Below are 25,601 nucleotides of genomic sequence, written 5' to 3'. Positions count from 1 at the left end.
AACGCCCATTTTGAATACTGACCCTAAGGTTCTTATGAGCCGAAAATGAAGAAAGACTGAAGCGCGGGCAGGTGCTGTCATCCGGACAGATTTCCTGCTACCGTTTTTTTCTTAAGTTATTCTTCATTCACGGTTGATACCGTTACCAATGTGAAAATTCTACTTATCGAAGACGACCTGGATCTCGGCAATGGCGTACGTATCGCCCTCTCAGATCAAGGGTTTGACGTCATATGGGTTCGCCGGAAAGAGGATGCGCTGCATCAGCTTGACGTCTGCGTGCCGGAACTTATTTTGCTCGACCTGGGGCTACCCGACGGCGATGGCATGAGCCTGATGACGCGTTTGCGTCAGCAGCTCAAGGGGATCCCCGTCATCATCCTGACGGCACGAGGGACATTGCAGGATCGCCTGTGCGGTCTGGATGCCGGCGCGGACGACTATCTCGTCAAACCCTTTATTCTCGCCGAGCTGCTGGCGCGAGTGCGAGCCCTTGCCCGGCGCAGCTACGGTTTTGAGAATGAGGCGATAGAAATTCGCGGGCTATCCCTTCATGTCCCGACGCGCCGCGTGACGGTGAGCGCGCGCCATATCGATTTAACGGCCAGTGAATACGCGCTGCTGGAGACGTTGATGCTGCGCGCGGACCGCGTACTGACCCGGCGGTTTCTGGAAGAAAGGATATTCGGCAACAAAGAGAACCTCAGCAACGCGCTCGACGTGCATATGGGGAATTTACGGCGAAAAATCGGCGACGGCTATGTGCGAACGGTCCGGGGCGTCGGGTACGTTATTGATACCGTCTCAATACAAAAGGTGACCGGTTAATGCAAAACGTCTGGTATCACCTGAGGCGCCCGACGCTGGTACGGCGAATTATCATCGCCCAGATGCTGCTTCTAACCCTGCTGTGGTGTCTTTTTGTAACCTTCATTCTGTGGGAGGACCTGCGTAGCCCTCCTATTCTCACGGGCAGTAAAACGTACGAAACCGTTTTCACCCTGGCTGAGCGTATGGACGGGCGTCCGCAGGATCGTACCGCCGTGCTGGAGGCCTTCAGCAAGGCGCTGCGTGAAGGTTACGGCGGAGGGGACGATCCCGTGCTGTCGATTAACCTCATCGTTCGCAAAAATAATACCGTTATTTTTGCCTCAGACGGTGCGCCCGCGGGGATTACAAACACCCGGTTCGGCGAGCTGGAGCACGTTCAGAGTGGAGATCGTACCTGGACCAGCCGCACCCTTAAATCCCCTCACTCCGACGTGGAGGTTACCCTTTTCACCCCAGCCAGCGGCTGGAACTTCTTTATCTACCTTAACTCTCGCGGATACTACATCCTGCCGCTGCTGGTTTGCTTCCCTTTCCTACTGTTTCCCGCGTGGCTGTCAATACGCATTGCGATGCGTCCCTGGAATAAGGTGGTCAATGAGATTACCTTACGCACGCCGGACGATCTCTCCCCGTTAAGAGCCGTACCGAAGCACAGAGAGCTTCGCCAGATGGTGGACGCGATCAATGACTTCCTTGCCAGGGTGCGTGAAAGCGCGGAAAGGGAGCGGGTTTTCATCGCGGATGCCGCGCATGAGCTGCGTACGCCCCTCGCGGCGATGCGCATCAACGTGGAAGCGCTGCAGTCCTGGGTCATCAGCGAAAGCCAGCAGGAGCTGCTTGCCGGCGTGATCCGCAGCAACAGCCGCGCCGCGCGTCTCGTCAATCAGCTGCTGCTGATGATGCACAGCGAAGCGCGTATTGATACGGCCATGGAGCCCGTGCCGCTGACGACGCTCATCCAGGAGCGCATGGCCGAGCTGGAGCCCTTAGCATCTGCGCGCAGGATCGAGCTGGAATTCTTTGCCGAGGATGAGGTGTGGATCTCAGGCGTCAGGGAACGCCTGGTGTCGCTGATTGATAATCTCATTGAGAACGCCGTGAAGTACAGCCCCGAGGGCGGGCGGATTCAGGTCGACGTGCGTGCAGGCGATCGCGTCGTTCAGCTGCGCGTCTCCGATGCGGGCCCCGGTATTCCGGATGAACTGCAGGAGCGCGTGTTCGACCGCTTTTTCCGCGATCCCAATCAGGTGCAAAGCGGCAGCGGGCTGGGGCTTGCCATCGTCAAAGCCGTGGCGCAGCAACACAACAGCAGCGTAAATCTGAGTACCTCTTCAGAAGGTGGCCTCCTGGTCACGGTTGACTTCCCGAACCGCACGTTTAGCTAAAGCAGAACAGGGGGTTTGATCGCAAATGCCGCAGATTGCTTCAAAATAATTACCGTATTTGTTATATTGTTGTTTATTGCTTATTCACCTCTGCGGTGCCAAAAAGAACAAGATTCACCGCAACCCAGGACAGAGAAATGTTAGATTACCGCTTCCCGACAGCTTTGCAGATGGTTCTCAGCGTAGCGATGGCGGAGCAATTGGGTGAACGTTCAACGAGTGCGATTCTGGCCTACGGCCTGGAAGCGAACCCGAGCTTCATCCGCAAATTGATGGTTCCGCTGACGCGAGACGGCATTATCGTCTCAACGCTTGGCCGTAACGGCTCCATTCATCTTGGTCGCCCGCCGGAAGAGATCACCCTGCGCGACATCTACCTTTCGGTCATCGAAGATAAAAAGCTGTGGGCGTCGCGCCCTGACGTACCGGCCCGCTGCGTGGTCAGCGCTAACGCGTGCTGGTACTTTAAATCAATTTCCGAAGAAGCCGAGCAGGCGTCGTTAGCGGTACTGGCCCGCCATACCGTGGCAAGCGCCCTGGAAGCGGTAAAAAACGCCGACAGCAGCGGCTGGGATCCGCTTCCCGACCTCATCGCCCAGTATCAAAAAACGTCGTAACGTTACCTGATGCGAAAAAAAACCGCCTTCACTGTGAAGGCGGTTTTTTATTATCGGCAACGTCCCTACGCGGGAAGCACGTCCCTTTCCTCTTTCTTCCCACGCGTGACGAACTTACGCAGCGTCACGTAGAACACCGGCGTCAGGAACAGACCAAACAGCGTCACCCCCAGCATACCGGAGAACACCGTTATACCAGTGACGCCACGTACTTCTGCGCCCGCACCGTGGCCGAGGATCAGCGGAATGGTCCCGGCAATAAAGGCGATGGAGGTCATCACAATCGGGCGTAAACGCAGGCGGCACGCCTCCAGCGCCGCCTCCATGATGCCTTTACCCTGAATTTCCAGCTCGCGGGCAAACTCCACGATAAGAATGGCGTTTTTACAGGCCAGCCCCATCAGCACCACCAGCCCCACCTGCACGAAGACGTTGTTATCGCCCCCGGTCAGCCAGACGCCAAACAGCGCGGAAAGCATCGTCATCGGCACGATGAGGATCACCGCCAGCGGCAGCGTCCAGCTTTCATACAGGGCCGCCAGGACCAGGAATGCCAGCAGCACCGCGACCGGGAAGACGATCAGCGCCGTATTGCCCTGGGTGGCCTGCTGGAAGCTCAGATCGGTCCATTCAATGTTCATCCCGTTCGGCAGGATCTGCTTAGACATCGCGTCCAGCTGCGTCATCGCCTGTGCTGATGAGAGCACGCGCGGGTCGGCATCGCCAATCAGGTCCGCCGCCGGGTAGCCGTTGTAGCGGATCACCGGATCGGGCCCGTAGGTGGTCGTGATGTTAACCATACTGCCAATCGGCACCATTTCGCCCTGGCTGTTGCGGGTACGCAGATTCGCAATATCTTCTACGCTGTCGCGGAACTGCCCGTCAGCCTGCGCCATCACGCGCCAGGTACGTCCGAACTGGTTGAAATCATTGACGTACGACGAGCCCAGATAGGTTTGCAGCGTCCCGAAAAGATCGGTCAGCGACACGCCCTGCGCTTTCGCCTTATCGCGGTCAACCTGCACGTCCAGCTGCGGCACGTTAGCCTGGTAGGTTGAGATCGGGAAATGCATCCCCGGCGTCTGCATAATCGCACCGGACATGGTGTTCACCGCGTTTTGCAGCGCGCCATAGCCCAGACCACCGCGATCCTGAATGTACAGGGAATAGCCCGACCCCTGACCCAGCCCTAAAATCGGCGGCGGCAAAATGGAGAAGCCAAAGCCTTCCTGAATTTGCGCGATTTTCGCGTTAATCTCCGCGTTAATTTCCGCCGCAGTATGTTTACGCTGGTCGAACGGCTTCAGGCCGAAGAACACCGTCCCGGTGTTCGGCGTATTGGTGAACTGCAGCGCATTCAGCCCCGGAAACGCGACCGCATAGTCCACGCCTTCGGTATTCATCCCGATTTCGCTCATTTTGCGGATCACCGCATCGGTGCGGGCCAGCGAAGAACCTTCCGGCATTTTCACGCCGCCAATCAGGTAAAGCTTGTCCTGGGTCGGAATAAACCCGCCGGGCACCGCTTTAAACATGACGCCTGCGGCACAGAGCAGCAGCAGATAAACCACGAATACCGCGCCGCGTCGTCCCAGCGTTTTGCCCACCAGCCCCTGATAGCCGTTTGAGCTACGGAGGAAGAAGCGGTTAAACGGACGGAAAATCCAGCCGAACAGACGATCGATAAGCCGGGTCGGGAAATCTTTCGGCGCGCCGTGCGGCTTTAACAGCAGTGCCGCCAGCGCCGGAGAGAGCGTCAGCGAGTTAATCGCTGAAATCACCGTCGATATCGCGATCGTCACCGCAAACTGCTTGTAGAACTGCCCGGTAACGCCCGAGAGAAACGCCATCGGCACAAACACCGCGCACAGCACCAGCGCAATCGCGATGATCGGCCCGGACACTTCACGCATCGCCTGGTGCGCTGCGGCAAGCGGCGCAAGCCCCTCTTCGATATTTCGCTCGACGTTTTCCACCACCACGATGGCGTCATCCACCACGATACCGATGGCGAGCACCAGCCCGAACAGGCTGAGGGTATTCAGCGAGAAGCCGAGCAGGTAAAGAATGCTGAAGGTACCCACCACCGACACCGGCACCGCGATCAGCGGAATGATCGACGCGCGCCAGGTTTGCAGGAACAGAATGACCACCAGCACGACCAGCACCACGGCTTCCAGCAGCGTTTGCACCACCGCACGGATGGAGTCGCGCACGAAAACGGTCGGATCGTAAGGTGCCGCCCACTTCATGTCCGCCGGGAAGCGCGTGGACAGTTCGTCCATTTTCGCGCGCACCGCGTTAGACAGGTCGATGGCGTTCGCCCCAGGAGACTGGAAGATACCAATCCCGACCGCGTCTTTATTGTTCAACTGGGAACGCAGCGCATAGCTCCCGGAGCCCATTTCAATCCGCGCCACGTCGCGCAGGCGGACGACCGTACCGTCCTGCGTTGTTTTCAGGACAATATTGCCAAACTCTTCTTCGGTATGCAGGCGCCCCTGGGCGTTAATGGAGATCAGGAAATCGCTCTCTTTCGGCAGCGGCTCGGCGCCAAGCTGCCCGGCGGAGACCTGTACGTTCTGCTCCTGCATCGCCGTGACCACGTCAGAAGCGGTCAGCCCGCGGGCCGCCACCTTATTTGGATCCAGCCAGACGCGCATCGCGTACTCGCCGGAGCCGAAAATCTGGATCTGGCCGACGCCGGGCAGGCGCGCCAGCTCATCCTTCACCTTCAGCGTGGCGTAGTTGCGCATATACAGCGAATCGTACTTACCGTTTGGTGAAAACAGATGCACCACCAGCGTCAGCGTGGGCGACTGCTTCTGGGTGGTAATGCCCAGACGCCGCACGTCCTCCGGCAGACGCGCTTCGGCCTGCGCGACGCGGTTTTGTACCTGAACCTGCGCCTGATCCGGATCGGTTCCCGGACGGAAGGTGACGGTGGTCACCAGCACGCCATCGGAACCCGCGACGGACTTCATGTACATCATGTTCTCAACGCCGTTGATCGCCTCTTCCAGCGGCGTCGCCACGGTCTCGGCAATCACTTTCGGGTTGGCGCCCGGGTACTCCGCGCGCACCTGCACGCTTGGCGGCACGACGTCAGGGTATTCGCTCACCGGCAGCAGCGGGATGGCGATTAACCCTGTGATAAAAATCAGAATCGACAGGACGGCAGCAAAGATCGGCCTGTCGATGAAAAAGCGGGAAAAGTCCATGGGTTGGATTCTCAGGTCAAGGGATCAGTTGAGGGCGCTGGTGGCGGTCATGGCAACGGTTTTGGCGTTAACCGGCATACCCGGCATAAACACTTTCTGTAAACCCTCGACGATGACTTTGTCGCCAGGGTTCAGCCCCTGCCGCACGATGCGTAAACCGTCTGCCAGACGACCCGGCGTAATGTCGCGACGCTGCGCTTTCCCCTCTTTATCCACGATATAGACGTATTTACGATCCTGATCGGTCAGCACCGCCTTGTCGTCGATAAGCGTGGCTTTGAACTCCGCGCTGCCCGGCAGGCGTACGCGGGCAAACAGTCCCGGCGTGAACTGACGCTGTGAGTTATCCAGCAGCGCGCGCATGCGGATTGTCCCGGTGCTCGGCGTGAGCTGGTTATCCAGGAAATCCACTTTGCCCTGGTGGGGATAGCCGTCCTCGCCCGTCAGGCCAATCTCAACCGGCAGCGCCGTGTGATTGCTGGACGCTCCCTGCCCGCTGCGGGCCAGGTTTTGATAGTGAAGGTAGGTTGACTCGTCCACGTCAAAGTAGACGTAAACCGTTTTCTGCGAGACCAGCGTGGTGAGGACGCTGGCGGTGTCGCCCGCAGTCACCAGGTTGCCGCTGGTGATCAGCGCCCGGCTGGCGCGACCATCGATAGGCGCGGTCACTTTGGTGAAGTCCAGGTTGAGCTGCGCTGCGTCAACCGCCGCCTGCGCGGCGCGAATGTCGGCCTGCGCCTGAACGGCAGCCGATCGACGCTGCTCCCACTCTTCCCGGGAGACCAGATGGGTATTGATCAACTTATCGGTACGGTTAGCCTCACTTTGCGCGAGGCTGGCCTGCGTTTTGGCTCTTGCCAGGTTCGCCTGCGCCTGTTCCAGCGCGGCGCGATAGGTACGGTCATCAATGGTGAACAGCACCTCGCCCTTCTTCACTTCCTGGCCGTCGGTGTAATTCACCTTATCAATGTAGCCGGACACGCGCGGGCGCAGCTGAACGCTCTCCACTGCTTCAATCCGACCATTAAAGCTATCCCACTGGCTAATCGATTTCACCACTACATCAGCGGCACTCACGGCGGGCGCAGGCGGCGCGGCATTTTGCGCGACGCTGTTATCGCATCCGACGAGCAGCACGGAGAGCAACATTGCCCCCAGCGCGCTCAGATGAGAATTACCCCAGGTTTTTTGCAGGCTCATTATTTTTATTCCGATAATTGTCGCCACCGGGCAAGACGCAGCAGGAGGCACCGCGCCACTTCCTTTGTCCGGGAGCTGTCTTAAGGCATTTGTGTCGTTCATCGCCACAAAACTGTAACAGTTGCGAATACACTATTCGCGGCGATTGTAGGAAGGCGCTTAACTAAGTGCAAGAATAATTGTTGCACTTTATGTGCTATTTGAGCGGATGTGAAAAGACCCGTTTCGGTCAGGGATTTAAATGCAACAATAAAACTTGCAATTACTGCAAAAACGCGCCACCTTTAAATGCAACAGACAAAGATACCTTTTAATCCGCTGCGTGGGGGTAACCAGATGAACACTGGCGCATTTATGCATGATTTACTCGACTGGATAGACAACAACCTCGACAGTCGCCTGGACATTGAGACCGTCGCAAGACGTTCCGGCTACTCGAAATGGCACCTCCAGCGCCTGTTCAAAGAGCATACTGGCTACCCCCTCGCCGGGTATATTCGCGCGCAAAAGCTGCAAAAATCGGTTGAGCGGTTATCCCGCAGCGATGAACCGATTCTGAACGTGGCGATCGCGCTGGGCTTTGACTCCCAGCAGTCCTTCAACCGCAGCTTTAAGCGCCAGTATGGTCAGGCGCCCGGGGCATGGCGACGCAGTATGGGTGGCCCGGAAACGCAGCAGCTACGCCAGTAATGCATATTTTGCTGCAACGTCGATCCGATGCTGCTATACTGTATATAAATACAGTATAGCGAGGTGCACGATGGCTGTTGAAACAAAATTTGTTGTCGTAAGAAAAGGTGAAGAGAAAATGACTTTTGCCAGTAAGAAAGAGGCTGACGCTCACGACAAGCTGCTCGATATGGCAGACGCCTTCACCGACTGGCTGTTGCAAAGCGGAATGCAGATGGATGAAACGCAGGCTGAAAACCTTGGCCTGTATCTCGCCGAGCAGAAAGAGACCGTGCAGCATATTCTGCGTACCAGCAAGCTTCCCGATGTCACTGCTCCAGCTGTAGCGGATAAAACAGAATCCGACGCGGCTGACGCCAAAAAAATCAGGGCTGTGAAAGCGGCCTGATTGTCAGAAAATCATCACCGTTCTGGAAGCCGTAAGCAGATAACTGCTTGCGGCTTTTTTTATTCTGAACATGAAAAGAGTAAAGGAGATGGCGTGCGGCAAGGAATGAAGGAAAAGATCAGAAACCTGTCTCAGCCCTGTAACACGCTAAAGCGGGATGGCCGGTAACATTCCGGGATTTCATTGCTCTGGCCGTCGCTTAACCCCTCTGAGACCAGTCTGCCAATCGTCGCTGCACACGTAACGGCTGGGTGCATTGAGGCGACGTAAACCGTCCTGGTCTCATCGAAACCAGAATCGGGTTCGAGCAAAATTTTTCTATATTAGTTACGGTCGGGAAAGAAGAACCATCGGCACGAATAAGAATGTATTGTTTAGGGCTCATCTCGAGTAGTCCACAATCGGTAAATCGCTAATGATGCCCACCTAAAGATTACTCTAACAAGACTACTGCTTACTTATGTAATCTATCTATTTTAATATAAAGCATCTCAATTAACTCTTTTGCATTTTGGCTATAATGTATGGCCCTATGGCAATTAGGACATAGAGCTACACAGTTGCTTATGGTATCAGTACCGGATAACGAAAGGGGTACTACGTGATGTACTTCAAGATATGGGATGCCATCATTTACATAAAAGGGTGCATTTTCCCCACAACATTCACAAACTCCATTACTTTTCTGTAATACCCAAGTCTTTACTCTTGGATCTCGAGCATAGACCTTTTGAAGCCGCTCTACAGCAACTGGTACTTGATAACCTTCAGGCTCACTTAAATTGTGTTTGATTAACTTACTAACCCTTGCATTTAGAACAGCCTCATCTTCTGTAGGTTGAATGAGATCTGATAGTTCCCCAAGCACTATCTGTTCCCAAAATTCGCCGCTATTAATACCAGGAACGTTTATCATTATTCGTTTTGCCCTGTTCCCGGAAGGAACATCTTTTTTGCCTGTACTACTAAAATGAGCCTGATAACTACACAATTCCAGTCGAATGCCTCGAGGATTATCACCTTTTAGAGAGAAAAATTCGCCCGGATGGATTTTCCTTTCTGTTATGGATAAAATATGTTGTCTAACTCTAGATGAGGCCAGATATACCACAACGTTAACTACACCGGACTCAATCAGTCTCTCAATGATACAATCTAGGGCTATGTTGTTATCTTTGTTCCTGTGCGTTGGCCCCCAAGAGTCTAGGATTAGCCCATAAATGCCATCTTCTTCACACACAGAGCACTCTGCATCAAGTTTATTTCCATTCTTATCAAAAACATACATTACATTGGCCTTTTCAGAAGGTTTTCTACAAAAATACTATTCTTCGATATAAATACACAATACTTAGTAGAAGTAATGTCATATTTACGCTTATTAATAATTTCTTGCATGAAGTTGTGTCTGGTTTAAGGGTACCGCCACTATCGTCTAACGCTGACGTAACATTATTAACTATATCTTTCGCCCCAAACCCAGCGCCTTACAGCCATAAAACCTGGTAGCTATACAAACGCGCCAAGCTGTTACGTTAATAACTGCTTACCCCATAACGAGGAATCGCGCATGACCCCACACCCGCTACGCCAGATAATCGAATCCTGCGATCGCGCCATCACTACCAAAAACTATGACGTGCTGATGGAGTATTACGCCGACGACGCGGCTCTGGTCGTTAAGCCCGGCATGACGGTTAAAGGTAAAGAAAACATTCGCAGCGCGTTTATTGCCATCTCGGATTATTTCCAGAACCAATTGGTTGTGGAACAAGGAGAGATGCAGGTGATCGAAGGTGGCGGCAATGCCCTCGTTATCATGGAAACCGTTCTGCGTTTTCCTGATGGTCAGGGTGGGATAACGGAAATATCGCGCCGCGCGACCTATGTTTTTCGACAGGAAAGCGACGGTCGCTGGCTTTGTACCATCGATAACTCCTACGGTACGTCGCTTCTGGATACCGGGAACCGATCGCGTTAATCACAGTCTCAAAGGGGCGCTGCCGCCCCTCCATGCCAGCGCCCTTAATGCGCAGTAATGCGCGGCTCCTTCAAAAACTCAGCCAGCAGCCACACCATATCGTGCAGCAGGCCCGTCATCTCTTTCGCTACGTGAGCGGGCAGCGTCCCACCCATCACCGCCTGCGTCAGCGCCAGAACGTAGTCCACCTGCGTTAAGGTGTCCTGCCAGCAGTCCGGCACGCAGGAGTTGATTTTCTCACCCATGATCAACTGTTCAATCAGGTATGGAGGAAGATCGACATCACAGAGTTCACGCAGCCTGCGCATGGCCTGAAGGAGACGCTCGCACAGTGCTGTACGGCTCGCGACATCATCGGTTTCGACCAGCACGCTCACCAGTGCGGCGCAGTTGTCTGCGACGTCAAAGAGATCCGCATCGGCCGGAAGCGGTCGGGAGATAAGTTGTAGAATGACGTTTTCGTCAGACGGGAGATAAGTCAGGGTTGGGATAGTCGCCATACAAGGCTTCCTTCTATATGGAGTTTATTTAACCACCCTTTGAGTTCCTACGCTCGGGGGGTAGCGCTGACAGAGGTAGGAATACCGCCCATATAGAAAACGGCCAGCCTTGCGGCTGCTCCGTCAGCGCCACCGTTATTGTAACGAGATCGGCACTGCTGCGACATACGTAATGTCACTATATGGTTGACGGGTTCCTACGCCCGATTGCGGATGTGCCGCAACGCAGCCACTTTACGACCGCGGCCCGTTGAAGAAAAGACATAACCCTGAATTTCACGCGGTTAATTTGTGGTTTGCGAGGCGCCTTCCAGAAACATTCACCGGGGCCAGGCACAGCACGCCCCACCAAATTTTGCCCCAACCTCACCCATGCAACTGGTGTATTGTTTTTAGACAATTCATTCCTCTAAAGGACACCTGCGCAATGATCACCATCCTCGGCAAAACCACCTCCATCAACGTGCGTAAAGTACTCTGGACCTGCGAAGAAGCAGGCATCGCGTATCAACAGGAAGATTACGGCAGCGGTTTTGCCTCGACGGAAACGGATGCCTTCCGCGCCCTGAACCCCAACGCCATGGTGCCGGTGCTGATTGATGGCGATTTCGTGCTGTGGGAGTCCAATTCCATCTGCCGTTATCTGGCGCGCAAGGCCGAACGTCACGATCTGCTGCCTGCAGAACCGCGGGCCTGCGCCAACGTTGAACGCTGGATGGACTGGCAGGCCACCGAATTTAACAACGCCTGGCGCTATGTCTTCCCGGCGCTGGGGCGTAAAAACCCGGACTTTAACGACCCTGAGCGCATCGCGGCAGGAATCAAAGAGTGGAATCACTGCATCACCATTCTGGAAAACCAGCTGCAGCGCACCGGGGCCTTCGCGGCGGGCGAGACGTTTACCCTCGCGGACGTGGTGCTAGGGCTGTCGGTGAATCGCTGGAAAATGACGCCGTTTGATAAGCCAGACGTGCCCGCCATTGAGGCCTGGTTCGAGCGCCTAAACCAGCGTCCGGCTTTTTTGCGTCACGGCAATAACGGCATGGTGTGAAACTTAATATCTGAATGAATACCGCAGCGAGGCTGTTTTATTTAATTACTAAACCCTGAAAGTCGTCAGAGGGAATAATAATTAAGCCATATCCTGGACAGCCCGTTGCACCGCTTTGCTAGCCTGAATAATCAGGCAAAGCTCAACCCGGAGGTATTCTTGCTGATTAAACTCAAGAAAGAACGAACGCATAAGGAGGATCGCCGGCTTGCTCTCTGGCTGGCGACCTCGGCAGGTTTGCTGAACGCCATCGCCCTCGGGGCATTTGGTTTTTTTCCCTCACATATGACCGGCAACACCTCACAGTTATCCAGCGAAGTCTCCTCCACCGACCTCAGCGATATTATTTTCTTCGGCTCGATTATTCTCTCCTTTGTCGCAGGTGCCATTCTTGCCCGCACGATAGTGATATGGGGCATTATCCATAACGTCAGGCTGGTTTTTTGCCAGATCCTTTTTGTAGAGGGGATATTACTGACCGGCGTTTCCTTCTACGAAATGTATTTTCATGCGCTCACAAGCAACCGCGAGATTATTCTTTTTCTCTGCTTTCTGATGGGCATTCATAATTCCACCTCCACGCAACTTTCCGGCGGACGGGTAAGATCGACGCACATTACCGGCACGCTAACGGACGCGGGGATTTCCCTGGCCTCCGTAATGGTGGCGATGCTGCGCAGGGATTACTCCAAAGATACGGCGGCGCAAAAAAGTCAGCTAAAAACCCACTTAACCACCCTGTTTTCGTTCATTACGGGCGGTATCGCGGGACTGATGCTGTTCAGATGGATTGGCTTCAACGCCATGCTGGCGCTGGGTGTGATGCTCGCGGTTGTCGCCACCGTCTCAATTATCACCGTCTCGTCGCGAGTTCGACGGGTTCGCGCCCCTCTATGATGATAATGGCCTGTATTCGGCGTAAGAGCCTTTTAGATGTGACAGTGTCACATCTAAAAGTTCGCTTTAGGACTATTCTGCCTCCCCCTCAGTCAGCCCTTACGCCATAAGGCTTAACCCGAGGTTGTCACTGTTTTCATAGGGTTACTGATTTTACCCCTTCGCTGGAACCCTTCCCAAACGCTTGCTATAGGTGAAATACCCCTGCCGAAACATGGCATAACAACAGGCAACCGGTGGTTGCTATAACGCATGCGCACAGGGAGACACACCGCAATGCACCCATTACTCAAACGTTCGCTGCTGTTTGTCGGCGCCATTTTCGTGGTCCTCGCCCTTCTCGTCTGGGGCATTGGGCTTGAGACGATAAGGGCGCGCCAGGTTGACCTGGTCTATCTCGGGCAACAGCACATGATTCTGGTTTTCTCGTCGATGTTTTTTGCCCTGCTGGTGGGTATTCCAGCTGGCATTCTGCTGAGCCGTCCGGCCGCGCGGGGTATCGCCGAATATGTGATGCAAATCTTCAACGTCGGCAACACGCTGCCGCCGCTGGCCGTGCTGGCGCTGGCGATGGTGGTGATTGGCATTGGCGATACGCCCGCCATCATTGCCCTGTTCCTCGCCTCGCTGCTGCCGATCGTGCGTAATACCTATGCCGGGCTGTGCTCGGTCCCGCCGTCGCTGCTGGAAGCGGCAAATGGGATTGGCATGACCAAATGGCAGCGTCTGCGTCAGGTTGAGCTGCCAGCCGCCTGGCCGGTCATGCTCTCGGGGATCCGCATCGCCACCGCCATTAACGTCGGTACCGCGCCGCTGGCGTTCCTGATTGGTGCCAGCAGCTACGGCGAGTTGATTTTCCCCGGTATTTACCTGAACGATTTCCCGACCCTGATCCTCGGCGCGGCGGCCACCGCCCTGTTCGCCCTGATCCTCGATACCCTGCTGGCGGCACTGGGTCGCGTGATGAGTCCCCATCTCGCTCGATAACAATAACAAGGAGCTTTTATGAGACTGATATCCGGCCTGACGGCGATGTGTGCCGCGGCGCTGTTCACCAGCCAGGCGATGGCGGCCCCGCTGATTCTGGCGACCAAGAGCTTTACCGAGCAGCACATTCTCTCGGCAATGACCGTGCAGTACCTGCAGAAGAAAGGATTCCAGGTGCAGCCGCAAACCAATATCGCCACGGTGATTTCCCGTAACGCGATGATCAACAAACAGATTGATATGACCTGGGAATATACCGGCACGTCATTAATCATCTTTAACCACATCAACAAGCGCATGTCGCCAGAGGAGTCTTACGAGACGGTGAAACGCCTGGACGCGAAGCACGGTCTGGTCTGGCTCAAGCCCGCCGACATGAATAACACCTACGCTTTCGCCATGCAGCGCAAGCGCGCCGAGGCGGAACACATCAACACCATGTCGGAGATGGTGGCGAAGATTGAACAGATCCGTAAAACCGATCCGGACAAAAACTGGCTGCTGGGCTTAGACCTGGAATTCGCCGGGCGTAGCGACGGCATGAAGCCGCTTCAGGCGGCCTACAAGATGGATCTGGACCGCCCGCAGATCCGTCAAATGGACCCCGGTCTGGTCTATAACGCGGTGCGAGACGGCTTCGTTGACGCCGGTCTGATTTACACCACCGACGGGCGCGTGAAGGGCTTCGACCTCAAGGTGCTGGAGGACGATAAAGGCTTCTTCCCGAGCTATGCGGTCACCCCGGTGGTCCGTAAGGACACGCTGGAGGCCAACCCCGGTCTGGAAGAGGCGCTCAACACCCTCTCTGCCCAGCTCAACAACGACGTTATCACCGAGCTGAACAAAAAGGTGGATATCGACCATCAGTCACCGCAGCAGGTCGCCCGTGATTTCCTGCGTAGCAAACAGCTGTTGTAGGAGGCGCTATGGAGACGATTCACTACATTCTGGACAACTGGGACTACCTGTTAACCCTGACGCTGCAGCATCTGTGGCTGGTGGCGCTGGCCGTAGGTTTAGCCATCATCATCGGCGTCCCGCTGGGCATTCTGATTGTCCGCCACAGGTGGCTGGCAACGCCGGTGCTCGGCATTGCCACCATCGTGCTGACCATTCCGTCCATTGCGCTGTTTGGCCTGATGATCCCGCTGTTTTCGCTGATCGGTCAGGGGATTGGCGCCCTGCCCGCGATCACGGCGGTGTTTCTCTACTCGCTGCTGCCGATTGTGCGTAACACCCATACGGCGCTCGACAGCCTGCCGCCGGGACTGCGCGAAGCCGGACGCGGCATCGGCATGACCTTCTGGCAGCGTCTTCGCTGGGTCGAAATCCCGATGGCGCTGCCGGTTATTTTCGGCGGGATCCGCACCGCCGTGGTGATGAACATCGGCGTGATGGCGATTGCCGCGGTGATCGGCGCGGGCGGTCTGGGCCTGCTGCTGCTCAACGGCATCGGCGGAAGTGATATCCGCATGTTGATTGCGGGCGCGCTGATGATTTGTCTTTTAGCGATTGTGCTCGACTGGCTGCTGCACCGTCTGCAGGTGGTTCTGACTCCAAAGGGGATTCGATAATGATAAAACTGGAAAACCTCACCAAGCAATTTTCACAGAAGCACGGCCAGACCTTTAAGGCCGTGGACAACGTCAACCTGAACGTGCCCGAAGGGGAAATGTGCGTCCTGCTCGGCCCGTCCGGCTGCGGGAAAACCACCACACTGAAGATGATTAACCGCCTCATTACCCCGAGCAGCGGGACGATCCTGATCAACGGCGAAGACACCAGCGGAATGGACACCGTCACCCTGCGCCGCAACATCGGCTACGTGATCCAGCAGATTGGCCTGTTCCCGAACATGACCATCGAAGAGAACATTACCGTCGTGCCGCGCATGCTGGGCTGGGATAAAGCGCGCTGCAAAACCCGCGCCGAAGAGCTGATGGATATGGTGGCGATGGATCCGCATAAGTTCCTCAACCGCTACCCGCGCGAGATGTCCGGCGGCCAGCAGCAGCGCATCGGCGTGATCCGCGCCCTGGCGGCAGATCCTCCGGTACTGCTGATGGATGAACCCTTCGGCGCGGTGGACCCGATCAACCGCGAGGTGATCCAGAACCAGTTCCTGGAGATGCAGCGCAAGCTGAAAAAAACCGTCATGCTGGTGAGCCACGATATCGACGAAGCCCTGAAGCTCGGCGACCGTATCGCGGTATTCCGTCAGGGGAAAATCGTGCAGTGCGCCAGCCCGGATGAGCTGCTGGCGAAACCGGCGAATGAGTTTGTCGGCTCGTTTGTCGGTCAGGACCGCACCCTGAAGCGCCTGCTTCTGGTATCGGCGGGCGACGTTACCGACCAGCAGCCGACCATCACGGTGCGGGGCTCCACTCCGCTTCCCGAAGCCTTTGCGACTATGGATGATAACGATATTCGCGCGATTACCGTAGTTGACGAGCACGGCAAACCGCTGGGCTTTGTGAAGCGTCGCGAAGCGCGTAATGCCAGCGGGACCTGCGCCGACATCCTGCATCCGTTCCGCATGACCGGCAAAGCGGAAGACAACCTGCGCGTGGTGCTTTCGCGTCTGTATGAGAGCAACACCAGCTGGATGCCGATCGTGGATGAAGACGGGCGCTACAACGGCGAGATTTCTCAGGACTATATTGCCGAGTATCTCAGTTCAGGTCGTACGCGCCGGGCGCTGAATATTCATAGCGACATCTAACCTTTCTGGCCGGGCATCGCCCGGCTTTTTCGCACGCATACCTTTTGCTAACCCCACGATTTGCCGCCACAATATCGTATCGTCCCCGTTTACTCGCGACCCATGCAACGTCTTCATACGTACCCCGACATCTGCGCGATGTTTCGCCGACTGCTGATTGCCACCGTCATCGGCGTGCTGGCCGCGCTGGCCGTTGCGGTATTCCGCCACAGCATGTACCTGCTGGAGTGGCTGCTTCTCAGCAACGACAGCGGCAGCCTGGTGAATGCCGCCGCCTCGCTCTCACCCTGGCGGCGCGCCCTGACGCCCGCTCTGGGCGGGCTGGCTGCCGGGATGCTGCTCTGGGGATGGCAGCGTCTGACCGCACAGCGGCCTCATGCGCCCACCGACTACATGGAAGCGCTGGAGACCGATGACGGTCAGTTTGACTACGGCGCCAGCCTGGTTAAATCCCTTGCCTCACTGCTGGTCGTTGCCAGCGGCAGCGCCATCGGGCGTGAAGGGGCGATGATCCTGCTTGCCGCCCTCGCCGCCTCCTTTTTTGCCCGGCGCTTTACGCCCAAATCCGAATGGAAATTGTGGATAGCCTGTGGCGCCGCCGCCGGGATGGCCAGCGCTTACCATGCGCCCCTTGCCGGAAGCCTGTTCATTGCGGAGATTCTGTTTGGCACCCTGATGCTGGCCTCGCTGGGCCCCGTGGTTGTCGCGGCGGTGGTGGCGCTGCTCACGACGCAGATTCTGGCCCCGGGTGCCGGCACGCTCTACGTGGTCCATCTGAGCGGCCTCCTCACCGGGGCTGATTATGCCCTGCTGGTCGCGATGGGGCTGGTGGCGGGTCTCTGCGGGCCGCTGCTGATGTGGCTGATGGCGTTCAGCCACGGTCTTTTCCTGCGCCTCAGGCTTTCGCCGCCGTGGCAATTAGCGCTGGGCGGTGCGATCGTCGGGCTGCTGTCTCTCCTGACGCCAAAGGTATGGGGAAACGGCTACAGCGTGGTGCAGGCTTTTCTGCTCGCGCCGCCGCTGCTGTCGGTGATTGCCGGGGTATTCATCTGTAAGCTGCTGGCGGTTCTGGCGAGCAGCGGATCGGGCGCGCCGGGCGGGGTGTTTACGCCCACGCTGTTTGTCGGTATGGCAACGGGGATGCTCTTCGCGCAGCTTTTCGCGCTGTGGCTGCCGGGTTCTGAAACGGCTATTTTGCTGGGGCTGGCAGGGATGGCAACGCTACTCGCCGCGACCACGCATGCGCCCATTATGTCGGCGCTGATGGTCTGTGAAATGACCGGGCAGTATTTTTTACTGCCCGGCCTGCTGGTCGCCTGCGTGGTGGCGTCAGTGCTGTCGCGGACGTTACGCCACGACTCTGTCTACGGTCAACACGCCACCGAGGGCAGAGAGATCGATGTACTGCGCTAGCTCGCGCTGCTCGGCGCGTGGCAGATAAGGCAGTTCACCCACCAGCGGTCCGGGCAGTTTAGCGCTCAGCACGTCGATGATCTCCGCGTAGTGCGCGAGGCCCGGGTTGATGCGGTTGGCTACCCAGCCAACCAGCGGCAGGCCGTCATTGGCGATCGCCTGCGCCGTCAGCAGCGCGTGGTTGATGCACCCTTCCTGGATCCCCACCACCATCACCACCGGAAGCTGCTCCTGCACGACCCATTCAGACAGCGGGCGCAGGTCGTTCATCAGGCTGCGCCAGCCGCCCGTCCCTTCAACCACCACGTGGTCAACCTTCTCGCTCAGGTTCGCCAGGCCGTCGGACAACAGGGGATAATTAATCAGGCCGCTGTGCGCTACGCTGCTCTCTTCTTCGCTTAACGCAATGGGATTGACCGCGTGATAAGGCAGTTCCAGTGACGAGACGCTTTGCAGCACCAGGGCGTCTTTATTGCGCAATCCCTCTGGCGTCTCTTTACTGCCTTTTGCGACCGGTTTGTACCCTGCCACGCGTTTACCGCTTGCTGCCAGAGCCTGCAGCAATGCGCGGGATACGACGGTCTTGCCGACAGAGGTATCTGTACCAGTAACAAAGAAACGCTTAAGCATGACTCACTCCACCTCTTGGGTATGCTTCGAAAATATAAACCAGGTAAATAATTCAGTGGAGGAAGTCTACGGGATGCGTGCGCTACCCGGCTTGAGATAGCGCAATTTTTCTTACATCTGCGGAAAAGAGTTAACCCTGCAACAGGCGGATCAACAGCGAGCCGTTATACATGGCATCTTTGACCAGCGCCGCGCCAGCCATGGTCCCCTGGTTGGAAAACTGGGTGCTTTCTACCGCAATATTTTTGCTGTAGGCGGGAAGCGACTGCTGATGAATACAGGCCGAGATCGCCGGGAAGAGGATCTCCGCTGCCTGGCTGAGCGGTGAACCGATGAGGATTTTTTGCGGGTTGAAGAGGTTCACCATAATGGCCAGAATGCGGCCAACGTTATTCCCCACCCCGGTAATGATGTCCTTCGCCAGCAGATCGCCCTGACGCGCGGCGGCGCAGAGAGAATCCACCGTTAGGGGTTGTCCGTGCAGCGAGGAGCTCATGGACTGGCTGAGCCGGACCTGCGCCAGCTCCAGCACGCTTTCCACGCTGGCAATGGTCTCGAGACAGCCGTGGTTCCCGCAGTAGCAGCGCTTGCCGTACGGGTCGACCTGGGTGTGGCCGATTTCCACCAGACTACTGCTCCCGGCGTGAAGAAGTCGTCCGTCGGTAATCACGCCCGCCCCGACGTTATGGTCGATAACCACCTGAATCACATCCCGCGCCCCGCGGGACGCGCCAAACAGCGCCTCCGCCATCGTCCAGGCGCTGATGTCATGCTGAATATAGACCGGCACGCCGGTATGATTTTTCAGCACCTCGCCCAGCGGCATCTCTTTGACATCGTCGTAAAACGGCATGCGGTGAACAATACCGTTTTCGGTATCAATAATCCCCGGCATGGTGATGGCAATCGCCGTTAAGCGTTCAAGCCGCTGCTGATGGCGGATAAAGAAATGATCGATGTGCGAAACAATCGCGTCGAGGAGCGGTTCCTCCGCGTTGAGCGGCAGTTCAAGGCGGTCTTCCACCACCAGCTTGCTGCTCAGATCGCGCAGCGCAAGAAAGATCTCCCCCCGGCTAATGCGCAATGAAAGGTAGTGCCATGCTTCCGTCTCAACCACCAGCCCGACTGCCGGACGGCCACGGCTGCCCGGCTCCTGAATTTCCGTCTCCTGAACCAGGTGCGCTTCCAGCATCTCGCGGACAATCTTAGTGATACTGGCAGGTGCCAGTTGTGCCAGGCGCGAAAGATCGATACGCGAAACCGGACCAAGCTGATCAATCAGGCGATACACCGCGCCAGCGTTGGTCTGCTTAATCTGATCGATATGCCCTGGCTGACTATCAGCAACCACCTCGTACTCCCTTATTTTCGAGCTTCGAAATAAACTGTTTGCTATGGTGAAGCACTTCCATGGCCGTCGTCAAATATTTACTTAGCCATGTGATTTACCGCACATTTTCACCCTCTTTTCCGTGGAAATCCCGCCTGACAGAGGCGCTAATTAGCTGCTGTTTGAAGCGCTGTGCGGCATGGCTCTGTTCGCGATGTTTTGACCAGACCAGCCACATCTCTGAAACGGCATCCTCTTCGGCGATGGTCACCCAGCGCATTTCGCGCAGTTGTACCCGTTTAAAGGAGGCCGGAAGAATAGACACGCCCAGACCGGCGGCGACCAGGCCGATAATGGTCATCGCCTCCCCGACTTCCTGGGTAATGACCGGGGCAAGATCGTAGCGGCGCATCAGCCCCAGGATATCGTCATACAGACCCGTTCCGACCTGCGGGTCAAAAAAGACAAACGGCTCTTTTGCCAGCTCTGCCAGCGAAACCGCCGGACGCGACGCCAGCGGGTGATCGTGCGGGATCATGGCCATCAGCGGCTCGCGCAGGATCACCTCCCACGCCAGCGTGTCCGGGAGCTGGGTGTTACGCATCAGCCCCAAATCCAGCGAACCTTCATTCAGCGGCGCAATCTGCTCGCGGGTGTTGATTTCGCGCGTCTGAATGTGAACATCCGGAAAGTGGCGACGGAATGACGACAGGGTCTCCGAGACGGCGCTGATAAACGGCGCTGACGAGGTAAACCCGATGCGCAGCTCTCCGGCTTCCCCGAGATACAGCCGTTCTGCCCGGGCGGCGGCGTCATCGACCATGCTCAGAATTTGCCTGCTGTCGTTCAGAAACTGTTTACCCGCCGCCGTCAGGCTTACGCTGCGGTTGGTGCGGGCCAGCAGGCGCGCCCCGACCTGCTGCTCCAGGATCTGTATCTGCTGGCTTAACGGCGGCTGAGAGATATTCAGCCGTGCCGCCGCGCGACCAAAATGCAGCTCTTCGGCGACGGCGACAAAGTAGCGGAGATGACGCAGCTCGATATTCATATTTTTAACGTATCATTTGAGATTATTAATATATTAGACAGAATATTTACATTTTCCTACCCTGAAGAGGTGGTCATACCCGTCACCAGAAATCACGGGGATGTTTAAGCAAGGAAACTGTGTGAGTCGTACAACTACCATTGATATCGATCCGGCAAGCGATATCAATGATTTACCTTCATCATCGCAGCCGGTTCAGTTCATTAAACGTGGTACACCCCAATTTATGCGCGTCACGCTGGCGCTCTTTTCCGCCGGTCTGGCCACCTTCGCCCTGCTCTATTGCGTTCAGCCGATCCTGCCCGTGCTCTCCCATGAATTTGGCGTATCGCCTGCCAGCAGCAGCGTTTCACTCTCCATTTCTACCGGGATGCTGGCGATTGGCCTGCTCTTTACCGGTCCGCTGTCCGACGCCATTGGCCGTAAACCGGTGATGGTAACCGCGCTGATGCTGGCTTCGGTCTGTACGCTACTCTCGACCATGATGACCAGCTGGCACGGCATTCTGGTGATGCGCGCGCTGATCGGACTCTCGCTCAGCGGCGTGGCGGCGGTCGGGATGACCTACCTCAGCGAGGAAATCCACCCGAGCTTTGTTGCCTTCTCTATGGGGCTTTACATCAGCGGGAACTCGATTGGCGGGATGAGCGGTCGCCTGCTGAGCGGGGTCTTTACGGACTTCTTTAGCTGGCGTATTGCGCTGGCGGTCATCGGCTGTTTCGCGCTGGCATCTGCCCTGATGTTCTGGAAAATTCTGCCGGAATCGCGTCATTTCCGCCCGACATCGCTGCGCCCGAAAACGCTCTTTATCAACTTCCGCCTGCACTGGCGCGATAAAGGTTTGCCGCGACTGTTTCTGATCGGCTTTCTGCTGATGGGCTCCTTCGTCACGCTGTTTAACTATATAGGCTACCGCCTGATGCTCTCCCCGTGGCATCTAAATCAGGCCGTTGTCGGTTTGCTTTCTGTGGCCTATCTCACCGGCACCTGGAGCTCACCGAAAGCCGGAGCGATGACGGCACGCTATGGACGCGGCCCGGTCATGCTGTTCTTCACGGCGGTGATGCTGGTCGGCCTGCTGCTGACGCTCTTTTCCTCGCTGTGGTTTATCTTTGCCGGGATGCTGCTCTTCTCCGCGGGGTTCTTCGCCGCTCACTCGGTCGCCAGCAGCTGGATTGGCCCGCGCGCGCGTCGCGCCAAAGGTCAGGCATCGTCTCTTTATCTGTTTAGCTATTACCTGGGGTCCAGCATCGCCGGGACCCTCGGCGGCGTGTTCTGGCATAACTACGGCTGGAACGGCGTGGGCGGGTTTATCGCGCTGATGCTGTGCGCGGCGCTGCTGGTGGGGGCCAGTCTTCATAGACGTCTTAGATAGTAAGGAACCGATGCCCGGTAAGACGAGCTCCAGCTAAACGGCACCAGCATACTGGTGCCGTTTTTCGTTCAGGAATCCCAGGCCTGCTCTATCTTACCGGCTTCAAACTGCGGAGGCGGTTTTCGGAAACGGCGCGTGAGCCATGTCAGGTAAAGGATCCCCAGTGCCGCCCAGATGAGGCCAAGCGTCAGGGACGTCGCTTCGAGGTTTATCCACAGCACGCCGACCGTGACGGCACCAATGAGCGGCAGCAGGAGATAGTGGAACCGATCTTTCCACGTTTTGTTCAGCCCCTTACGCCGCCAGAAATGGTTGTACACCGAGAGATTAACAAACGTAAACGCCACCAGCGCGCCGAAGTTGATCAGCGCCGTCGCGGTCACGAGATCAAAGTACAGGGCCGACAGCGCCACTATCCCTACCATAATGACGTTCAGGGCTGGCGTACGCCATTTCGGATGCACGTAGCCAAACACCCGCTCCGGAAAGACGTTGTCACGCCCCATCACATACAACAAGCGTGAGACGCTGGCGTGCGAGGCCAGGCCTGAAGCGAGCGTATTGACAAACGTGGTACACAGAAACACCGACTGGAAGAGCTTGCCGCCCACGTACAGCGCGATTTCCGGCAGCGCGGCGTCCGGGTTCTTGAAGCGCGCGATCGTCGGGAAAAAGAGCTGCATGAAAAACGAGGCAACAATGAATATCAGCCCGCCATACAAAGCGGTGAGGAAAATGGCTTTGGGAATCACCCGCGCCGCGTTTGGCGTCTCTTCCGACAGCGTGGTGACCGCGTCAAAGCCGAGGAAAGAGAAGCAGACGATAGTCGCGCCGGTAATAATCGGGATCAGGTGTGCGTTCTCGCTGATAAACGGCTGGAGCGACCAGACGGTGCCGACCCCCTCCCCCTTGTGCAGGCCATGCACCACGAGAATGACAAACACCACCATGATGGCGACCTGCACCAGCACAAACAGGGTGTTAAAGTTGGCGACCAAATTAACGCTCTTCAGGTTCGCCAGCGTCAGGATCGTCACAAACCCCACTACCCAGACCCACGGCGGGACTTCAGGGAACAGCGCGGAAAGGTAGATCTTCGCCAGCAGCACGTTGATCATCGGCAGAAAGAGGTAGTCCAGCAGCGATGACCAGCCGACCATAAAACCTAAGTGGGGGCCGATCGATTTCTGCGTGTAGGTGTACGCAGAGCCCGCTTCCGGGAACTGTCGTACCAGTTTGCCGTAGCTGATGGCGGTAAACATGACGCCAGCCAGCGCCAGGAGATACGAGGCGGGCACGTGGCCATTGCTGATACCGGACACAATGCCGAAGGTATCAAACACGGTCATGGGGGTGAGGTAAGCCAGCCCCATCATGACTACCTGCCAGAGCTTGAGGGAACTGCGCAGCCGGGTTCTTCCGGCCATGCCCGGCGAGTCAAGAGAGGTGTTAGTCGCCATAAACCGTCCCCCCCATGCTTACCGTGGTTTGCAATTGCGTTGACCTTAACGCAAACCTGCTTAGCAAAGGGGGAAGTTGTAAAGAACACACGCGATCGTACCAGCGCACCGTCTCTGGCTCGCACTCACAGCAGGAGCCTGACTGGCCCCCTTCGCCCTGCGGATAGTTGAACATCTGCATCATTTCCTACCTCGTCACACAGTGTCGTTAAGAAAATCCCTGTGCCGCCTGCGCTCCATAACGCGACTCCCGGGAGATAGCTGGCGTGCCAGCAAACAGTTAGGCCAGGCTCCGCGCAGGCCGTTGGGTGATACATATGCGATGAAACAAAGCGGCCCCTTACCGGGGCACGTTATCAGGCGTTTTTCAGCATCCACTCAATTTCAGTTTCGGTAATCAGGCGTTCAAACTGCAGCAACTCATCATTTTTGCAGGCGTGATAGACGTGGCAGAAACGCTCGCCCAGCCGCTCGCGAAGACTATCGTTTTGCATAAATTCCCACAGCGCATCGCTCTGACGGATCGGGAACGGCAGTCCGTCCTGCTCCAGACCATTGCCTTCAACTTCTTCCTGCAGGGGTAAATCGTTATCCAGCCCATGTAGAATGCCGGCAAAAATCGCCGCCATCACCAGATAGGGATTCGCGTCTGCTCCCGCCACCCGGTACTCGACCCGATGGTTATGGCGATCGCCGCAGGGGATACGCAGGGCAACGGTGCGATTATTGTGTCCCCATGACGCCTGCGTCGGCACGTACATTCCCGGCTGGAAACGGCGGTAGGAGTTGACGTTCGGTGCCAGCAGCGCCATGGACGCCGGCATCAGATCGATCATCCCGGCCAGCGCGCGTTTCAGCAGCGCGGAATCCTCGCCGCTGGCGTCTGCGAGCACGTTTTCGCCTCGGTTGTTTTGTATGCTGATGTGGATATGCATCCCGCTGCCCGCATGCTCTTCATACGGCTTTGCCATAAACGTGGCGTGCATCTTATGTTTTTCCGCCATCTGCCTGACGAGACGTTTTAGCGCCAGCGCATCGTCGCAGGCATCGAGCACGTTTGCCGTATGGTGCAGGTTAATCTCAAACTGGCCCGGGGAGGCCTCGGCCACTGCCCCGTCGGCAGGGATCAGCTGCAGCTGCGCCAGCTCGTCAATGTCGTTCAGCACGTCAGCAAAGTGGTTCAGGTTATCAACCGAGTAGACCTGACTCTGCGTGTTACGCACGTCGGTGCCCGGCGCGCAGGGGGGCTGCAGATAGCCTTCGGCATCGCGTTTACGGTCAAGTAAATAGAACTCCAGCTCTACCGCTACCACGGGGAACAGACCGCGCTGGCGCAGCTGCTGCCAGAGTCGGTTGAGTACGTTCCGCGGCTCAACGTCAAAGGGAGCGCCATCTTCATCGACCATGGTGAGCTGCACCTGACCAATGTATTCCGGGTCGGCGGCGGACGGTGTCAGGGTGCCCGGTACCGGCACGCAGATGCAGTCCGGCTCGCCGAGCTCCTGCCCCAGGCCCGCCTCTTCCACGACGTTACCCAAAATGTCCATGGCGAAAACCGATGCCGGGAAATAGCAGCCTTTTTCAAGCTTGCTCAGTCCGGCAACCGGGATGCGTTTGCCGCGAAAACAGCCGTTCAGGTCGGTCAGGAGGACGTCAATAAACTGGGTGTCAGGATACTTTTCTAAATAGCGCTTCACTTCCTGCGTAAAGGCGCTGCCCCGCCTCTCATCCGTGTGCTGCACAAAGTTCTCAACTTCTACGATATTGGTTTCCATGATTTACCACCGTTTTTGGGTTTTGCGTTCGCTGCTCAGGACTGTCAAATATAATGTCCACCCTATCGAATCTGTATGCAAACAAATTGTTTGTCAAATG

The 25,601-nt window shown here is 56.7% G+C and carries 23 protein-coding genes; 14 read left to right on the top strand and 9 right to left on the bottom strand.

Annotated elements, in window-relative coordinates; translation table 11 throughout:
- The first annotated feature begins 150 nt into the window (after positions 1–150).
- The 3 genes from V1587_RS12650 to V1587_RS12640 all read left to right on the top strand — a co-directional run bounded on the left by V1587_RS12650 (position 151) and on the right by V1587_RS12640 (position 2,833).
- Complete coding sequence (locus V1587_RS12650; protein ID WP_025911426.1) at positions 151–828, top strand: response regulator transcription factor; 678 nt, start codon at positions 151–153, stop codon at positions 826–828.
- On the top strand, positions 828–2,216 hold the full coding sequence (locus V1587_RS12645; protein ID WP_371897555.1) for a sensor histidine kinase: 1,389 nt from the start codon (positions 828–830) through the stop codon (positions 2,214–2,216). The genes V1587_RS12650 and V1587_RS12645 overlap by 1 nt, the downstream gene beginning before the upstream one ends.
- Positions 2,217–2,353: 137 nt before the next feature.
- Positions 2,354–2,833 (top strand): Rrf2 family transcriptional regulator, encoded by a 480-nt coding sequence (locus V1587_RS12640; RefSeq protein WP_025760257.1) that lies wholly within the window; start codon positions 2,354–2,356, stop codon positions 2,831–2,833.
- Positions 2,834–2,898: 65 nt separating this feature from the next.
- Here the strand turns inward: V1587_RS12640 and oqxB are convergent, their stop codons facing one another.
- Together oqxB and V1587_RS12630 are read right to left on the bottom strand one after the other, a co-directional pair.
- A complete protein-coding gene (gene oqxB / locus V1587_RS12635) occupies positions 2,899–6,054 on the bottom strand; it encodes a multidrug efflux RND transporter permease subunit OqxB (RefSeq protein WP_371897556.1) in 3,156 nt (1,051 codons plus the stop codon).
- Between the two features lie 24 nt (positions 6,055–6,078).
- Positions 6,079–7,254, bottom strand: coding sequence for an efflux RND transporter periplasmic adaptor subunit (locus tag V1587_RS12630; RefSeq protein ID WP_371897557.1), 1,176 nt, complete (start codon positions 7,252–7,254; stop codon positions 6,079–6,081).
- A gap of 336 nt (positions 7,255–7,590) precedes the next feature.
- Here V1587_RS12630 and V1587_RS12625 point away from each other — a divergent pair, with 336 nt between their 5' ends.
- Positions 7,591–7,944 (top strand): helix-turn-helix domain-containing protein, encoded by a 354-nt coding sequence (locus V1587_RS12625; RefSeq protein ID WP_196346236.1) that lies wholly within the window; start codon positions 7,591–7,593, stop codon positions 7,942–7,944.
- Between the two features lie 70 nt (positions 7,945–8,014).
- Positions 8,015–8,332: a YebG family protein gene (locus tag V1587_RS12620; RefSeq protein WP_371897558.1), complete on the top strand. Its 318-nt coding sequence runs from the start codon at positions 8,015–8,017 to the stop codon at positions 8,330–8,332.
- Positions 8,333–8,786: 454 nt separating this feature from the next.
- Here the strand turns inward: V1587_RS12620 and V1587_RS12615 are convergent, their stop codons facing one another.
- A complete protein-coding gene (locus V1587_RS12615) occupies positions 8,787–9,620 on the bottom strand; it encodes an HNH endonuclease (RefSeq protein ID WP_395314348.1) in 834 nt (277 codons plus the stop codon).
- 282 nt (positions 9,621–9,902) lie between these two features.
- Between V1587_RS12615 and V1587_RS12610 the strand changes: the two genes are divergently transcribed.
- Positions 9,903–10,313: an SgcJ/EcaC family oxidoreductase gene (locus V1587_RS12610; protein ID WP_371897560.1), complete on the top strand. Its 411-nt coding sequence runs from the start codon at positions 9,903–9,905 to the stop codon at positions 10,311–10,313.
- Positions 10,314–10,357: 44 nt separating this feature from the next.
- Here V1587_RS12610 and V1587_RS12605 read toward each other — a convergent pair whose 3' ends face one another.
- Positions 10,358–10,813 (bottom strand): hypothetical protein, encoded by a 456-nt coding sequence (locus V1587_RS12605; protein WP_371897561.1) that lies wholly within the window; start codon positions 10,811–10,813, stop codon positions 10,358–10,360.
- Between the two features lie 427 nt (positions 10,814–11,240).
- Between V1587_RS12605 and V1587_RS12600 the strand changes: the two genes are divergently transcribed.
- The 7 genes from V1587_RS12600 (at position 11,241) to clcB (ending at position 17,883) form a co-directional block, all read left to right on the top strand.
- Complete coding sequence (locus V1587_RS12600; RefSeq protein WP_371897562.1) at positions 11,241–11,864, top strand: glutathione S-transferase family protein; 624 nt, start codon at positions 11,241–11,243, stop codon at positions 11,862–11,864.
- A 159-nt stretch (positions 11,865–12,023) separates the two neighbouring features.
- On the top strand, positions 12,024–12,761 hold the full coding sequence (locus tag V1587_RS12595) for a YoaK family protein (protein ID WP_371897563.1): 738 nt from the start codon (positions 12,024–12,026) through the stop codon (positions 12,759–12,761).
- A 276-nt stretch (positions 12,762–13,037) separates the two neighbouring features.
- Entirely contained in the window at positions 13,038–13,748 is a 711-nt protein-coding gene (osmY, locus tag V1587_RS12590; protein WP_371897564.1) for an osmoprotectant ABC transporter permease OsmY, read from the top strand.
- Between the two features lie 18 nt (positions 13,749–13,766).
- The gene (gene osmX, locus V1587_RS12585; protein WP_371897565.1) at positions 13,767–14,666 is read left to right on the top strand and encodes an osmoprotectant ABC transporter substrate-binding protein OsmX; all 900 of its coding nucleotides are present in this window, start codon (positions 13,767–13,769) and stop codon (positions 14,664–14,666) included.
- 8 nt (positions 14,667–14,674) lie between these two features.
- Entirely contained in the window at positions 14,675–15,322 is a 648-nt protein-coding gene (gene osmW, locus V1587_RS12580; RefSeq protein ID WP_023311514.1) for an osmoprotectant ABC transporter permease OsmW, read from the top strand.
- Entirely contained in the window at positions 15,322–16,470 is a 1,149-nt protein-coding gene (gene osmV, locus V1587_RS12575; RefSeq protein WP_371897566.1) for an osmoprotectant ABC transporter ATP-binding protein OsmV, read from the top strand. The genes osmW and osmV overlap by 1 nt, the downstream gene beginning before the upstream one ends.
- 102 nt (positions 16,471–16,572) lie before the next feature.
- A complete protein-coding gene (gene clcB / locus V1587_RS12570; protein WP_371897567.1) occupies positions 16,573–17,883 on the top strand; it encodes a voltage-gated ClC-type chloride channel ClcB in 1,311 nt (436 codons plus the stop codon).
- On the opposite strand, the gene bioD is transcribed toward clcB, so the two are convergent.
- The 3 genes from bioD to V1587_RS12555 all read right to left on the bottom strand — a co-directional run bounded on the left by bioD (position 17,818) and on the right by V1587_RS12555 (position 20,891).
- The gene (bioD, locus tag V1587_RS12565; RefSeq protein ID WP_371897568.1) at positions 17,818–18,513 is read right to left on the bottom strand and encodes a dethiobiotin synthase; all 696 of its coding nucleotides are present in this window, start codon (positions 18,511–18,513) and stop codon (positions 17,818–17,820) included. The genes clcB and bioD overlap by 66 nt on opposite strands.
- 130 nt (positions 18,514–18,643) lie before the next feature.
- Positions 18,644–19,864, bottom strand: a complete 1,221-nt coding sequence (gene mlc, locus V1587_RS12560) for a sugar metabolism global transcriptional regulator Mlc (protein WP_023311510.1) — start codon at positions 19,862–19,864, stop codon at positions 18,644–18,646.
- A gap of 94 nt (positions 19,865–19,958) precedes the next feature.
- Positions 19,959–20,891, bottom strand: coding sequence for a LysR family transcriptional regulator (locus V1587_RS12555; RefSeq protein WP_371897569.1), 933 nt, complete (start codon positions 20,889–20,891; stop codon positions 19,959–19,961).
- Between the two features lie 121 nt (positions 20,892–21,012).
- Here V1587_RS12555 and V1587_RS12550 point away from each other — a divergent pair, with 121 nt between their 5' ends.
- Positions 21,013–22,266, top strand: coding sequence for an MFS transporter (locus tag V1587_RS12550; protein ID WP_371897570.1), 1,254 nt, complete (start codon positions 21,013–21,015; stop codon positions 22,264–22,266).
- A gap of 68 nt (positions 22,267–22,334) precedes the next feature.
- Here the strand turns inward: V1587_RS12550 and V1587_RS12545 are convergent, their stop codons facing one another.
- Positions 22,335–23,726: an APC family permease gene (locus tag V1587_RS12545; RefSeq protein ID WP_371897571.1), complete on the bottom strand. Its 1,392-nt coding sequence runs from the start codon at positions 23,724–23,726 to the stop codon at positions 22,335–22,337.
- A gap of 356 nt (positions 23,727–24,082) precedes the next feature.
- Positions 24,083–25,501, bottom strand: a complete 1,419-nt coding sequence (locus tag V1587_RS12540) for a glutamine synthetase family protein (RefSeq protein ID WP_371897572.1) — start codon at positions 25,499–25,501, stop codon at positions 24,083–24,085.
- Between the last annotated feature and the right edge of the window lie 100 nt (positions 25,502–25,601).

Origin of the sequence: Enterobacter sp. ECC-249, from assembly GCF_043965265.1 — a bacterium.
GTDB lineage: Bacteria > Pseudomonadota > Gammaproteobacteria > Enterobacterales > Enterobacteriaceae > Enterobacter > Enterobacter quasiroggenkampii.
This window is presented reverse-complemented; position numbering and strand designations above follow the sequence as displayed.

What these genes read in the sequence shown, in the direction of transcription:
- V1587_RS12645 (WP_371897555.1), top strand. Translation starts at nt 828, where the DNA reads ATGCAAAACGTCTGGTATCACCTGAGGCGCCCGACGCTGGTACGGCGA.
- V1587_RS12640 (WP_025760257.1), top strand. Translation starts at nt 2,354, where the DNA reads ATGTTAGATTACCGCTTCCCGACAGCTTTGCAGATGGTTCTCAGCGTA.
- oqxB (WP_371897556.1), bottom strand. Translation starts at nt 6,054, where the DNA reads ATGGACTTTTCCCGCTTTTTCATCGACAGGCCGATCTTTGCTGCCGTC.
- V1587_RS12630 (WP_371897557.1), bottom strand. Translation starts at nt 7,254, where the DNA reads ATGAGCCTGCAAAAAACCTGGGGTAATTCTCATCTGAGCGCGCTGGGG.
- V1587_RS12625 (WP_196346236.1), top strand. Translation starts at nt 7,591, where the DNA reads ATGAACACTGGCGCATTTATGCATGATTTACTCGACTGGATAGACAAC.
- V1587_RS12620 (WP_371897558.1), top strand. Translation starts at nt 8,015, where the DNA reads ATGGCTGTTGAAACAAAATTTGTTGTCGTAAGAAAAGGTGAAGAGAAA.
- V1587_RS12615 (WP_395314348.1), bottom strand. Translation starts at nt 9,620, where the DNA reads ATGTATGTTTTTGATAAGAATGGAAATAAACTTGATGCAGAGTGCTCT.
- V1587_RS12610 (WP_371897560.1), top strand. Translation starts at nt 9,903, where the DNA reads ATGACCCCACACCCGCTACGCCAGATAATCGAATCCTGCGATCGCGCC.
- V1587_RS12605 (WP_371897561.1), bottom strand. Translation starts at nt 10,813, where the DNA reads ATGGCGACTATCCCAACCCTGACTTATCTCCCGTCTGACGAAAACGTC.
- V1587_RS12600 (WP_371897562.1), top strand. Translation starts at nt 11,241, where the DNA reads ATGATCACCATCCTCGGCAAAACCACCTCCATCAACGTGCGTAAAGTA.
- osmY (WP_371897564.1), top strand. Translation starts at nt 13,038, where the DNA reads ATGCACCCATTACTCAAACGTTCGCTGCTGTTTGTCGGCGCCATTTTC.
- osmX (WP_371897565.1), top strand. Translation starts at nt 13,767, where the DNA reads ATGAGACTGATATCCGGCCTGACGGCGATGTGTGCCGCGGCGCTGTTC.
- osmW (WP_023311514.1), top strand. Translation starts at nt 14,675, where the DNA reads ATGGAGACGATTCACTACATTCTGGACAACTGGGACTACCTGTTAACC.
- osmV (WP_371897566.1), top strand. Translation starts at nt 15,322, where the DNA reads ATGATAAAACTGGAAAACCTCACCAAGCAATTTTCACAGAAGCACGGC.
- clcB (WP_371897567.1), top strand. Translation starts at nt 16,573, where the DNA reads ATGCAACGTCTTCATACGTACCCCGACATCTGCGCGATGTTTCGCCGA.
- bioD (WP_371897568.1), bottom strand. Translation starts at nt 18,513, where the DNA reads ATGCTTAAGCGTTTCTTTGTTACTGGTACAGATACCTCTGTCGGCAAG.
- V1587_RS12555 (WP_371897569.1), bottom strand. Translation starts at nt 20,891, where the DNA reads ATGAATATCGAGCTGCGTCATCTCCGCTACTTTGTCGCCGTCGCCGAA.
- V1587_RS12545 (WP_371897571.1), bottom strand. Translation starts at nt 23,726, where the DNA reads ATGGCGACTAACACCTCTCTTGACTCGCCGGGCATGGCCGGAAGAACC.
- V1587_RS12540 (WP_371897572.1), bottom strand. Translation starts at nt 25,501, where the DNA reads ATGGAAACCAATATCGTAGAAGTTGAGAACTTTGTGCAGCACACGGAT.